The following is a 12,650-nucleotide window of genomic DNA, read 5'->3' as shown; positions in this document are numbered from 1 at the left end:
TATATTTGCGGCTTTTATAGGAAAACATAGATTTATGAAATTATCACATTTTGAATATGAGTTGCCAGAAGAATTGTTAGCAAAATATCCTGCTGAACATAGAGATGAATCTCGCCTAATGGTATTAAACAGAAAAGAAGGTACTATAGAGCATAAGCTTTTTAAAGACGTTATAGATTACTTTGAAGAAGGTGATGTTATGATGTTAAATAATACCAAAGTCTTCCCTGCAAGAATGTATGGAAACAAAGAAAAGACGGGTGCTAGAATTGAAGTTTTCTTATTAAGAGAACTAAATGCAGAAAATAGATTGTGGGATGTTTTAGTAGATCCAGCAAGAAAAATTAGAATTGGAAATAAGTTGTTTTTTGGTGAAGATGATAGCTTAGTTGCAGAAGTTATAGACAATACTACTTCTAGAGGTAGAACATTACGTTTCTTATATGATGGAAGTTATGAAGAGTTTAGAGCCAAATTATTAGAATTAGGGCAAACTCCATTACCAAAAAAAATAGGTAGAGACGTAGAAGCAATTGATGATGAACGTTATCAAACTATTTTTGCAAAGAATGAAGGAGCTGTAGCAGCACCAACTGCAGGTTTGCATTTTTCTAAACATTTAATAAAACGTTTAGAAATTAAAGGAATTGATTTTGCTGAAATGACGTTACATGTTGGATTAGGAACTTTTAGTCCAGTAGAAGTAGAAGATTTATCTAAGCATAAAATGGATTCTGAGCAAATTGTTATCTCTGAAGAAACAGCAGCTAAAATTAATAAAGCTAAAATAGAAAAAAGAAGAATCTGTGCAGTTGGTACAACTGTTATGAGAACTATTGAGTCTTCAGTATCTTCAAAACAAGAATTAAATCAATTTACAGGTTGGACAAATAAATTTATTTTCCCTCCTTTTGAGTTTAGCATTGCGAATTCAATGATTACTAATTTACATGAACCAAAATCAACTTTAATGATGCAAGCAGCTGCATTTGCAGGGTATGATTTTTTAATGGAAGCATATAAAGTAGCTATTAAAGAAGGGTATAGATTCTCTACTTATGGAGATGCAATGTTAATTATATAACCTATAAAAATTCAAAAATTAAAGACTGACAGTTTCTAATTGTCAGTCTTTTTTTATTTGAACGTTACCATAAATGGTCGTGTTTGGAGTTTCTCTTTTTATGCTGAAAAAAGTTCAGTTTATAAAAGGTTAAGAATATGAACAGTTATTCGAACAGCTTCAATTGCTAACACGTGTGTACTTGCAAAGAACAGTAATAACCTCAAATTATATGTGTACTTTTGCAATTGTAATTTTTTTCAATCTTTTAATAATTTTATTTTGACTAAAAAGAAAGACATTAGGGCTTTAAGCAAAGAACAATTACGTGATTTTTTTGTAGAAAATGGTGATAAATCATTTCGTGGAAATCAAGTTTATGAATGGCTTTGGAGTAAGTCTTTACATACTTTTGAAGACATGACTAACATCTCTAAAGAAACTAGAGAAATGTTAGAAGCAAACTTTGTTATAAACCATATCAAAGTAGATTCTATGCAAAAAAGTAAAGATGGTACTATTAAAAACGGAATAAAATTACACGATGGTTTTGTTGTTGAATCTGTTTTAATACCTACAGAAAAAAGAACAACAGCTTGTGTTTCTAGTCAAGTTGGTTGTAGTTTAGATTGTCTATTCTGTGCAACTTCACGTTTAAAAAGAATGCGTAATCTAAACCCCGATGAAATTTACGATCAGGTTGTTGTTATAGACAAACAAAGTAGATTATATTATAATAAAAAATTGACCAATATTGTTTTTATGGGAATGGGAGAACCATTAATGAACTATAAAAATGTGATGAAATCGATAGAAATGATTACATCGCCAGAAGGTTTAGGGATGTCTTCAAAAAGAATTACAGTCTCTACTTCTGGAGTGCCAAAAATGATTAAAATGATGGCAGATGAAGAAGTGAAGTTTAACTTAGCAGTTTCTCTTCATTCTGCAATCGATGAAGTTAGAACTTCAATTATGCCTTTTAATACTACTTTCCCGTTAAATGATTTGCGAGAATCTTTAGAATATTGGTACGAAAAAACAAATAGAGAAATTACCTACGAATACATTGTTTGGAAAGGGATTAACGATCGTAAAGAAGATATAAAAGCATTAGTAGAATTTTGTAAAGCAGTGCCTTGTAAAGTAAATTTAATAGAATACAACCCTATTGATGATGGTGAGTTTCAGCAAGCGAGTAATTCTGCAATAAACAATTATATTTCTAATTTAGAAATGCATGATATTACTGTAAATGTAAGAAGAAGTAGAGGTAAAGATATCGATGCAGCTTGCGGGCAGTTGGCAAATAAAACTTAATTGATTCATTTTTTTATGATGATTTCCTTTTATAAAAAGAAATAGATTTTAATTAAAATATTGTTTTCTCAAAAATAAACAATTGTAATTTATTTATTACTTTTGATATCTTATGAATCTAGTTGAACACATTAAACTTCCCATTCTTAAAGAAATGGAACTCTTTGAAGAAAAGTTCAAAGAATCTATGCTTTCTAAAGTTCCTTTATTAAACAGAATTACCTATTATATAGTTCGTAGAAAAGGAAAGCAAATGCGACCAATGTTTGTTTTTTTAGTTGCAAAAATGGTTTCTAATGGTGGTTTTGATGAAAGAACTTATAGAGGAGCTTCTGTTGTAGAATTAATTCATACTGCAACTTTAGTGCATGATGATGTTGTAGATGATAGCAATATGAGAAGAGGTTTTTTCTCTGTAAATGCACTTTGGAAGAATAAAATTGCTGTACTCGTTGGAGATTTTTTATTATCTAAAGGATTATTGCTTTCTATAGATAATGAAGATTTTGATTTACTAAAGCTGATTTCAATTGCTGTTCGTGAAATGAGTGAAGGCGAGCTTTTACAAATAGAAAAAGCACGTAAACTAGATATTACTGAAGCAATTTATTTTGATATTATCCGTAAAAAAACAGCCACTTTAATTGCTGCTTGTTGTGGCATTGGAGCTGCTTCTGTTGGTGCAAATAAAGACACAGTGCAACAGATGCGAAAATTTGGAGAATACATTGGTATTGCATTTCAAATAAAAGATGACTTGTTTGATTATTCTGATGAAAAAATTGGAAAGCCTACAGGAATAGATATTAAGGAACAAAAAATGACGTTGCCTTTAATTCATACTTTAAATACGTGTTCTAAAAAAGAAAAAGCTTGGTTAATCAATTCTATAAAAAAGCACAATAAAGACAAAAAAAGAGTAAAAGAAGTAATTTCTTTTGTAAAAGAAAATGGCGGAATTGAATATACAATTACCAAAATGTATGATTACAAAAAGAGGGCAATTGCAATTTTAGAAAATTATCCAGATTCTGAATATAAGAAGTCTTTACTTGCTATGATAGAGTATGTTGTAGAACGTAAGATTTAGTATTTACAATTTACTTTTTTAGCGTTTCTTCTTTTATAATTCCAATAATTCCTCAATAAATTTTCTTGAATTAGATAATCTAGGTACTTTATGTTGACCACCTAATTTGTTATTGCTCTTTAACCAACTATAGAATAAACCTTCATTAGCTTGATGCACCTTTGGAGCCATTAATGTAATATTCAAATAACGTTTTGCTTCATAATCTGAATTAATAGATTTTAAAGCATTGTCTAAAACTTCAGAAAAATAACCCATAGATTCCGGCTTTTTACTGAATTCAATCATCCATTCATGTCCACCTTTTTCTTTTCCTTGCATAAAAATTGGGCCAACAGTATAATCAGTAATTGTAGCTTCAGTTTTTTCACAAGCGAGCTTTAAAGCATCTTCAACATTTTCAATATTTAATTCTTCACCAAAAACGTTTATATAATGTTTTGTACGACCTGTAATTTTAATGCGATAAGGATCTAAAGATGTAAAACGAATGGTATCACCAATTAAATAACGCCATAAACCACCATTTGTAGTAATAATTAAAGCATAATCTATCTCTTTTTTAACATCAGCAAGTATTACTGTTTTAGAATTTTCGCCTTTGTATTCGCTCATTGGAATAAATTCATAGAAAATTCCGTAATCTAACATTAACAATAATTCTTTTGAATTATCGATATCTTGAATCGCGAAAAAACCTTCAGAAGCATTGTAGATTTCATAGTATTTAAAATCTGCTTTTGGAATCATTTTTTTGTACTGTTCTCTATATGGATTGAAGTTTACACCTCCATGAAAATAGACTTCCAAATTTGGCCAAACTTCTAAGATATTTTCTTTTCCTGTTCTATCTAAAACACGGTTTAGTAAAACCAACATCCAACTTGGTACACCTGCTAAACTAGTAATGTTTTCATCAATAGTTTCATCAATAATTGCATCCATTTTCACCTCCCAATCGCTCATTAAAGCAACCTCTTGACTTGGAGCTGAACTAAAATCAGCCCAAAAAGGCATGTTTTCTATAATTATAGCAGATAAATCTCCAAAATAAGAGCCATTGTCTTGATACACCTCAGAGCTTCCGCCCAATCGCAAACCTTTACCCGTAAACAACTGCGTATCCGGATTGTTGTTTATGTAATTACACAACATGTCTTTACCTGCTTTCATGTGGCAATCTTCAAGCGCATCTTCAGAAACAGGAATAAATTTACTTTTTGCATTTGTGGTTCCGCTACTTTTTGCAAACCATTTTATATCTGTTGGCCAAAATAAATTTTGTTCGCCTCTTCTACAACGTTCAATTAAAGGTTCAAAAGTTTCATATTTTTGAATAGGAACATTAGCTGAGAAATCTTCATGATTTTTAATGGATGAAAACCCGTTTTCTTTACCAAATTCCGTATTCTTAGCTGTGTTTAAAAGCCTAAGCAGTACTTCGTTTTGTACATCAATAGGATATTTTAAAAACAGCTCTATTTGATGTTCTCGTTTCTTTAAAAACCAAGAAATTATAGAATTGATAATTTGAAACGCCATAGAAATTCGTAAGTTTGTTTAGTTCGATTTTAAAATGAAAATACCATTAAAATCAAATACTAAAAGTAGTAAAATATTTTATATGAAGTACCAAGGAGTTTTAAAAAAAATGCTGACTGAAAATGCAGAAGAAATTCAGTATTATTTAGATATGAAAACTGATTTTATAAATATGAATCAGTTGTTAAACAAAGAAATAGCTATCAATTTTGTAACGTACGAATGTTTAAATTGTCATTTAGAAAAAGAAATTTATAGAATGGGGTTTTGTAAATCTTGCTTTTTTGATACTCCAAATGCAGGAGATTGGATTATGAGACCTGAATTAAGTAAAGCACATTTAGGAATCGAAGATAGAGATTTAGCGTATGAACAATCGGTGCAATTAAAACCACATATTGTGTATTTGGCAAATTCTAGCAATATTAAAGTTGGAGTTACCAGAAAGCAACAAGTGCCAACACGTTGGATAGATCAAGGAGCACATGAAGCTATAGAAATTGTTGAGGTTCCTAATAGATATTTAGCAGGAATAACAGAACTGGCTTTAAAAGACCATGTTGCAGATAAAACCAATTGGCGAAAAATGCTAAAAAATGATATTGAAGATGTAGATTTGGTGGAGTGGAGAGATAAATTAAAAGCGTTTATCCCAGAGGAAGCTAAAGCGTATTTTATAGAAGATAATTCTGAAACACATTTAAATTTTCCGGTGATAAAATATCCTGTAAAACCTAAAAGCTTAAATTTGAAGAAAACACATAACTATAAAGGGAAATTAGTCGGAATTAAAGGTCAATATTTAATTTTTGAAGACGAAACCGTTTTTAATGTAAGAGCTAATGAAGGTTTGGTGGTTTCGATTGAAGTTTAAATAAATGAAACAAGTAGGTAATAAAAATAAAATTTATTCTTCGATTAAGAAACCGAGAAATATAGTTTTCATCATTTTTATGCTTGCATCTTTAATAATTGGAATATTAGATGATACTATAGAAATAATCATTATTATTTATTTTGGTTTCTTTTTACTTGGTAAAACTATAGGTTGGATAATTAATTTAATAAATCGATGAAAAATAATTTACTAAAAGTAGCATTGGCACAAATTTCACCAGTTTGGTTGAATAAAGAAAAGACACTTGAAAAAATTGAGAAATCAATAGTAGATGCTTCAAAAGAAAGTTGCGAACTCATTGTTTTTGGTGAAGCATTATTACCAGGTTATCCATTTTGGGTTGCTTTAACAAATGGCGCAGAATGGGATTCTAAAACTCAAAAAGAAATTCATGCACATTATGTTCGTAATTCTATAACGATAGAAAAAGGCGAATTAGATTCCGTTTGTAAATTAGCAAAAGAAAACAATATTGCTATTTATTTAGGAATTATAGAACGTGCACAGAATAGAGGAGGACATAGTATTTATGCATCTTTAGTCTATATAAATGAAGAAGGAGAAATAAAGTCTGTTCATAGAAAATTACAACCAACGTATGATGAACGTTTAACTTGGGCGCCAGGAGATGGAAATGGTTTGCAAGTGCATCCTCTAAAAGAATTTACAGTTGGTGGTTTAAATTGTTGGGAAAATTGGATGCCTTTACCAAGAACAGCTCTGTATGGTTTAGGAGAAAATTTGCACATTGCTGTTTGGCCTGGAAGCGACCATAATACCAAAGATATTACACGATTTATTGCAAGAGAATCTCGTTCTTTTGTTATTTCAGTTTCTAGTTTAATGGCTAAATCAGATTTTCCAAAAGAAGTTCCTCATTACGATAAAATTGTAAAAGATGCTCCAGATATTTTAACAAATGGAGGTTCTTGTATCGCATCTCCTAATGGAGAATGGTTAGTAGCACCTGTTATTAATAAAGAAGGATTAATAATTGAAACTTTAGACTTTAATAGGGTTTTAGAAGAGCGTCAAAATTTTGATTGTGTTGGACATTATTCTAGGCCAGATGTAACTAAATTACATGTAAACAGAGAAAGACAAAGTACAGTTTCTTTTGATGATGAATAATTGTTAAGACTTCGCTTTAATCAACTTTTCTAAAATTCTTTCTACACCAAAATCATTATTGCTTTCTGTGGCGTAATTAGCAATTTCGGTAATGTCTTTGTGTGCATTTTTCATAGAGAAACTAAAATGAGCTTCACTCATCATTTCTATATCATTATGATAATCGCCAAAAACAAGTGTTTCTTCTTTAGTAACTTTTAGAAGTTTTTGTACTTCTCTTAATGCAGTTCCTTTATTGGCTTTTTCATCAGAAATGTCTAACCAATTTTGTCCTGAAATTTTTAATAAGACCTCCTCTTTTAAATGTTTAATTTCTGGATAAATATATTTTTCTGAAGATTCATAATGATAAATTGCTATTTTAAGAATAGGAGTTTCTCTAGCAACTTTCATTAAATCATCAACAATATTATAACTGCGATAGTATTCTTGAAATAACGAAATAAATTTTTGATCAGTGGTTTCTATAAATGCAGTGTCTTTAGTACAAAGTACAATGTTTGCATTTTTAATATTTCTTAAAACTGGAATTATATTAATTATTTTTTCACGGTTAAGAGAATTTAATAGTAAAACAGCATCTCCATTTTTTGCAATTGCACCATTTTCTGCAATTACAAGAATATCATTTTTTATAGCAGATAATTTATCTACAATACTATTGTATTGCCTGCCGCTAGCAGCAGTAAAATAAACGTTATGTTCTTGTAATTGTTTAAATAACTTAAAAAAAAGAAGACTCACTTCTCCTTTGGAGTTTAGTAGCGTTCCATCCATATCAGAAACTACTAATTTAACTTTTGAAAGATTCATTTATTAAATTATTAAATTCTTTTTGTAGAGTTTCTAACCACTAAATCTGTTTTAACTACAATAGTTTGTGGTTTTTTCTCTTCTGTTTTTTTATCTAATCTATCAATCAACATTTTTGCAGCTGTTGCTCCCATAATTTCACCATGTTGACTTACTGTTGTCATTCTTGGGCTAGAATGTCTTGCTAAAATTCCGTTAGAGAAAGAAATTACAGAAAAGTTTTCAGGTATTTTATGTCCTTTCTTTATAGCAACTTTCATTGCTGCAATTGCAGAAGATTCATCTGTTGCAAGAACACAATCAATTTTATTATTTGCAAAAATTGGCGTTAAAATACTTTCGTAATTTTTGTAATCATCATCTATATTAATAATAAGGTTTGTGTCTACAGGTAAGTTAGCGTCTTCTAAACCTTTTAAATATCCTAAATTTCTTCTTTTACCAATTTCTAAATTACTAATTGTAGAAATAAAAGCGATATTTTTATGCCCAGATTTTACTAAGTGTGCTACAGTGCTTCTTGCACTATCAAAATTATCTGTTACAACTTTGTCACAATCAATATTTTCAGCAACTCTATCAAACATTACAATTGGAGTTCCATTATTAATTGTTTCTTCAAAATGTTTGTAATCATTTTTTACAATAGTTTCTTCTGATAGCGATAAAATAAAACCATCTATACTTCCATTAGAAAGCATTTCTATTATTTCTACTTCTTTATTAAAAGATTCATTAGAAATACAAGAAATAATTTTATATCCTTTTTCATTTGCTACTTTTTCTATACCGTTAAAAACTTGGGCAAAGAAATAATTTAGCATATTTGGAATGATAATTCCAATCGTTTTTGTTTGTCTATTTTTTAAGCTTAATGCATTAAAATTAGGTTTGTAGTTTTTCTCTTTTGCAAACTTTTGAATCTTCTCTTTTGTGCTTACACTAATTTCATAACTATCATTTAAGGCTTTTGAAACCGTAGAAATAGATACATTAAATTCTTTTGCAATGTCTTTTATGGTTAGTCTCTTCATACTTGAAAATAATATAAGTGCCTAAAATACAAAAATCTTGTCAGAAAAGAAGTTGTAACTAATTATTTTACTTTATTATAACGTTTAGAGATCGGTTTTACTTCGTAAATTAAAAATGCATATAATATAAAATACTCTAAACCAATAAACCATAAGTTTTCTTTCCAAGGGAGATTGGCATACGCTTGATAACTTAAAATCATTATAAAACTCCAAATTAGTGGAAATCGATATTTTGTAAAGACAGATAAAATTAAAGGTGTTGCCAAATACCAGGGATGAACCGTTGTGGCAGTAAAATAATAAAAACACAACCCAAATAATGACGCCGTAATTAATTGAGGTAACGTGTCATTTTTTCTAAAAAAAGTAATGATTAGAAGAAAACCAATAGTTAAAAAAGGGGTTATTTTTCCAATAATTGCAATTTCATTATACCCCGTAATTAAATAGCCAATTTTTCTAAAAATGTAATAAAAACTTGCATTGAATTCAAATTTGCCAAACCATAACCCTACAGAATTGGAGTAATTATCTATGAATTCAGTTGAATAAAAAGGAAGAAATAAAATGATTGTAGTCGTAAAAATAATAAAGTAAAAGAAGGCTAATTTTTTAATTCCAGAAAACCAAGAGGCTGTGTTTTTAATAAACCATTGATAAAATAAGGGCAAAAATAATAAAGGAATTAGTTTTACAGAAATTGAACACGCAATTAAAATTGCAGCAAAAATCCATTTTTGTTGATGTAGTTTATAGAATGCCCAAATAAGAAAGAATAACATTACAGGTTCAAAATGTAAGTTTCCTGTCATTTCTATAATGATAAAAGGATTTAAAACATACCAAAAGATATTTTTAATAGGAAGGTGTAGTCTCTCAAGTAATTTTTTTCCAAAATAAAGAATTCCAATATCTGCAAGAATTATTAAAATTCTTAAGACTACTACAGATCCAAAAATACTTTTGCTTGCAAACAACGCAGTAATTAAAAAACACAATTGGTTTATTGGTGGGTAATTGGTGTAATGGCTTGCATTCATTTCACCCATTCCATTAAATAGATTAGCTGTTTCTGCAATTGGATTTAAACCTTGTTGAATAAATGTTTCTGGTAATGATAAGTAAGGGTTAAGTCCTTCTAAAATCATTCTTCCATCCCAAATGAATCGGTAAAAATCTTGAGACAAATTAGGGATTGCAAATAAGAATACAAATCTAAAAAGGATTGTTAATCCGACTAAAGTAGAAAAATTGATGTCCTTAGATTTTATCAAAAAATAAAAACAAGAGAATAAAGAAACCCATAAAAATAAGAGGGTGCCAAATGCTGTTCTTTCTAAAAAATAGGCAAAAATAAAATAAAGTATTGTACTAACTGTAATTAAAAAAATAGACTTGTATTTATTAAAAAAAGACATTATGCTTTAGAAAATATTGATTTGAAGAACACGTAACCAAATCCAAAGAAAAGCATTAAATGAAATGGGAATAAACCAAAATCACCACCATTATCTCCAACAATAAAAGCACTATACATTCCAAATACAAAATACAAAGCTAAAAGACCTTCCAAAACAACATGAGCGGAAGGTTTTTTGGTAATGTATTTGTTGTTTTTCCAACCGTCTTTTCCTGTTTTAATATTAAATTTTGGAGTTCTTACAAATTCACTTTTTTTACCAAAATGACCTTCTAAAACGGCAATAGTATTATGTAAAGAAAAACCCATCGCAATTGAAAAGAAAGTGAGAAATGATCCAATATATTTTATGAATTTCACAAATCCTCCGCCATAAATATTTTTAAACATATGCCAATAACAAACAAAAAATATGAGAGAGCTAACTACGAAAAAACTCATTACATAAAAGTAAATTTTAAGATGCGCATATTCATTTTTAATATACAACATTGGTATACTTAACACTGCTACTAAAAATATAAATGTAAACATTGAGCTGTTTAGTAAATGTAATAAGCTATGAATCTTTGTTTTAAAAGAGACGTTTTTACTTGTAATTACGCGTCTCATCATTTTTTGAAAATTCTCTGCACCCCCTTTATTCCATCTAAATTGTTGAGACCTTGCAGCGCTAATTACAACAGGTAATTCTGCAGGAGTAACCACTCCTTCTAAATATTTAAATTTCCAATTTTTTAATTGTGCTCTGTAACTTAAATCTAAATCTTCAGTTAACGTATCTCCTTCCCAATTTCCTGCATCATAAATACATTCTTTACGCCAAAGACCAGCTGTTCCATTAAAATTAATGAAATGTCCTTTACTATTTCTACCCACTTGTTCTAGTGTAAAATGAGCGTCTAAGGCAAATGCTTGAATCTTTGTAAGTGTAGAGTAATTTCTATTTATGTGTCCCCAACGAGTTTGAACTACACCAATTTCTGAATCTTTAAAATACGGTACAGTTTGAAATAACCAATCTGTTTGTGGTAAAAAGTCGGCATCAAAAATAGCAATGAATTCTCCTTTTGCAATTTTTAACCCTTCTTTTAAAGCACCAGCTTTAAAACCTTCTCTATTGGTTCTTTGTATGTGTTTAATGTCAATTCCTAATTCTTTAATTTTTTTGATATGTTTAGAAGTTGTTTCTACAGACTCATCAGTAGAGTCATCTAAAACTTGAATTTCTAATTTATCTAAAGGATATTTTATTTTTGCTATGTTTTCAAGTAATCTTTCCATAACATACAATTCGTTATAGACGGGAAGTTGAATTGTTACATAAGGAATTTCTTCTGGGTTATTAAAATCGAATTTGATAGAATTATCAACTTTTTTATTCGCTTTTATATAATTTGTTAATAGGTTTAATTGCGCCAATGAATACATGAAAATGAGCAGCAAAGAAATTGAGTAAATGACAATGATGATGTATGTTAGTACCATTATTTAAAACTGTATTTAAAGATCCAACCTAAAATTTTTACACCAGCTAAAACACTTCCTTTAACTGTTCCAGATACTTTTGAAACGCCAATTCTATTTCTATATTTCATAGGTACCTCTGTATATGTCATTCTTTGTTTTAAAACTTTTAATTGCATTTCTACGGTCCAACCATACGTTTTATCTTGCATATTTAGTGCTAATAATTGGTTGTATTTAATTGCTCTAAACGGACCTAAATCTGTAAATTTTGCACCAAAAAATAATTTCATTAAAAAGGTTGCTAACCAATTACCAAAAATTTGCTGTGGTGTCATAGCTCCTTGTTCTCGTAATTGTTTTATTCTAGAACCTATTACTAAATCTATGTTTTCATTAATAATAGGATGAATTAATTCTGATAATTGTTCTGGGTAATCAGAATAATCGCCATCTAAAAAAACAATAATTTCAGGTTTTATTTCTTGTTTAGCAATGTATTCCATTCCTTTTAAACAAGCAAATCCATAGCCTTTTCTATTTTCTTTTAAAACAGTTGCTCCTGCATTTTTTGCGTTAATTTCTGTATCATCAGTAGAATTATTACTAATAACAATCACTTCATCTACAATTTTAGGAATATCATTTATAACTTTAGCAATTGAATCTTGCTCGTTATATGCTGGAATAATTACTTTTATTATTGAATTCATTTATCTTAAATCATTAAGACGATTCTCTTTTTTAAAAGAGGAATAGTCTGTCCATTCTTTTAACCTTTTACCGTTTTTAAATTTTGAAGCTTTTATTAATTTATGCTCTTTATGAATTAAGCTAAATTCGTTTTTTAATTGATAATGATGTTCTAT

General features: G+C 29.1%; 11 protein-coding genes. 5 read left to right on the top strand and 6 right to left on the bottom strand.

Annotated elements, in window-relative coordinates:
- Positions 1 to 34 precede the first annotated feature (34 nt).
- The 3 genes from queA (at position 35) to BTO04_RS07335 (ending at position 3,473) form a co-directional block, all read left to right on the top strand.
- On the top strand, positions 35 to 1,084 hold the full coding sequence (gene queA / locus BTO04_RS07345; protein WP_087563884.1) for a tRNA preQ1(34) S-adenosylmethionine ribosyltransferase-isomerase QueA: 1,050 nt from the start codon (positions 35 to 37) through the stop codon (positions 1,082 to 1,084).
- Positions 1,085 to 1,342: 258 nt separating this feature from the next.
- Positions 1,343 to 2,383, top strand: a complete 1,041-nt coding sequence (rlmN, locus tag BTO04_RS07340) for a 23S rRNA (adenine(2503)-C(2))-methyltransferase RlmN (RefSeq protein ID WP_198342137.1) — start codon at positions 1,343 to 1,345, stop codon at positions 2,381 to 2,383.
- Between the two features lie 112 nt (positions 2,384 to 2,495).
- Complete coding sequence (locus BTO04_RS07335) at positions 2,496 to 3,473, top strand: polyprenyl synthetase family protein (protein ID WP_087563882.1); 978 nt, start codon at positions 2,496 to 2,498, stop codon at positions 3,471 to 3,473.
- A gap of 33 nt (positions 3,474 to 3,506) precedes the next feature.
- On the opposite strand, the gene BTO04_RS07330 is transcribed toward BTO04_RS07335, so the two are convergent.
- A complete protein-coding gene (locus BTO04_RS07330) occupies positions 3,507 to 5,015 on the bottom strand; it encodes a GH3 auxin-responsive promoter family protein (protein ID WP_087563881.1) in 1,509 nt (502 codons plus the stop codon).
- Positions 5,016 to 5,097: 82 nt separating this feature from the next.
- Here BTO04_RS07330 and BTO04_RS07325 point away from each other — a divergent pair, with 82 nt between their 5' ends.
- Positions 5,098 to 5,889, top strand: coding sequence for a DUF2797 domain-containing protein (locus BTO04_RS07325; RefSeq protein ID WP_087565350.1), 792 nt, complete (start codon positions 5,098 to 5,100; stop codon positions 5,887 to 5,889).
- A 198-nt stretch (positions 5,890 to 6,087) separates the two neighbouring features.
- Positions 6,088 to 7,044 carry a carbon-nitrogen hydrolase family protein gene (locus BTO04_RS07315; protein WP_087563879.1) on the top strand — a complete coding sequence of 319 codons (957 nt, stop codon included), beginning with the start codon at positions 6,088 to 6,090 and terminating at the stop codon, positions 7,042 to 7,044.
- Between the two features lie 3 nt (positions 7,045 to 7,047).
- Here the strand turns inward: BTO04_RS07315 and BTO04_RS07310 are convergent, their stop codons facing one another.
- From BTO04_RS07310 to BTO04_RS07290, 5 genes are all read right to left on the bottom strand, one after another.
- Complete coding sequence (locus tag BTO04_RS07310) at positions 7,048 to 7,857, bottom strand: HAD family hydrolase (RefSeq protein WP_198342129.1); 810 nt, start codon at positions 7,855 to 7,857, stop codon at positions 7,048 to 7,050.
- 11 nt (positions 7,858 to 7,868) lie between these two features.
- Positions 7,869 to 8,891 carry a LacI family DNA-binding transcriptional regulator gene (locus BTO04_RS07305; protein WP_087563878.1) on the bottom strand — a complete coding sequence of 341 codons (1,023 nt, stop codon included), beginning with the start codon at positions 8,889 to 8,891 and terminating at the stop codon, positions 7,869 to 7,871.
- Between the two features lie 62 nt (positions 8,892 to 8,953).
- On the bottom strand, positions 8,954 to 10,312 hold the full coding sequence (locus BTO04_RS07300; protein WP_087563877.1) for a mannosyltransferase: 1,359 nt from the start codon (positions 10,310 to 10,312) through the stop codon (positions 8,954 to 8,956).
- The gene (locus BTO04_RS07295) at positions 10,312 to 11,802 is read right to left on the bottom strand and encodes a cellulose synthase family protein (RefSeq protein ID WP_087563876.1); all 1,491 of its coding nucleotides are present in this window, start codon (positions 11,800 to 11,802) and stop codon (positions 10,312 to 10,314) included. Before BTO04_RS07295 ends, BTO04_RS07300 begins: the two co-directional genes overlap by 1 nt.
- Positions 11,802 to 12,494: a glycosyltransferase family 2 protein gene (locus BTO04_RS07290; RefSeq protein ID WP_087563875.1), complete on the bottom strand. Its 693-nt coding sequence runs from the start codon at positions 12,492 to 12,494 to the stop codon at positions 11,802 to 11,804. Before BTO04_RS07290 ends, BTO04_RS07295 begins: the two co-directional genes overlap by 1 nt.
- Positions 12,495 to 12,650 lie beyond the last annotated feature (156 nt).

This window comes from Polaribacter sp. SA4-10 (assembly GCF_002163835.1).
Taxonomy (GTDB): domain Bacteria; phylum Bacteroidota; class Bacteroidia; order Flavobacteriales; family Flavobacteriaceae; genus Polaribacter.
Note: the sequence above shows the minus strand (reverse complement) of the source record. Positions and strands in the feature narration are given on the sequence as shown.

Bases quoted from the DNA above. Each gene is read 5' to 3' on its own strand.
- BTO04_RS07305 (WP_087563878.1), bottom strand. From the start codon at position 8,891: ATGAAGAGACTAACCATAAAAGACATTGCAAAAGAATTTAATGTATCT.
- BTO04_RS07335 (WP_087563882.1), top strand. From the start codon at position 2,496: ATGAATCTAGTTGAACACATTAAACTTCCCATTCTTAAAGAAATGGAA.
- BTO04_RS07330 (WP_087563881.1), bottom strand. From the start codon at position 5,015: ATGGCGTTTCAAATTATCAATTCTATAATTTCTTGGTTTTTAAAGAAA.
- BTO04_RS07325 (WP_087565350.1), top strand. From the start codon at position 5,098: ATGAAGTACCAAGGAGTTTTAAAAAAAATGCTGACTGAAAATGCAGAA.
- BTO04_RS07290 (WP_087563875.1), bottom strand. From the start codon at position 12,494: ATGAATTCAATAATAAAAGTAATTATTCCAGCATATAACGAGCAAGAT.
- queA (WP_087563884.1), top strand. From the start codon at position 35: ATGAAATTATCACATTTTGAATATGAGTTGCCAGAAGAATTGTTAGCA.
- BTO04_RS07300 (WP_087563877.1), bottom strand. From the start codon at position 10,312: ATGTCTTTTTTTAATAAATACAAGTCTATTTTTTTAATTACAGTTAGT.
- BTO04_RS07315 (WP_087563879.1), top strand. From the start codon at position 6,088: ATGAAAAATAATTTACTAAAAGTAGCATTGGCACAAATTTCACCAGTT.
- BTO04_RS07295 (WP_087563876.1), bottom strand. From the start codon at position 11,802: ATGGTACTAACATACATCATCATTGTCATTTACTCAATTTCTTTGCTG.
- BTO04_RS07310 (WP_198342129.1), bottom strand. From the start codon at position 7,857: ATGAATCTTTCAAAAGTTAAATTAGTAGTTTCTGATATGGATGGAACG.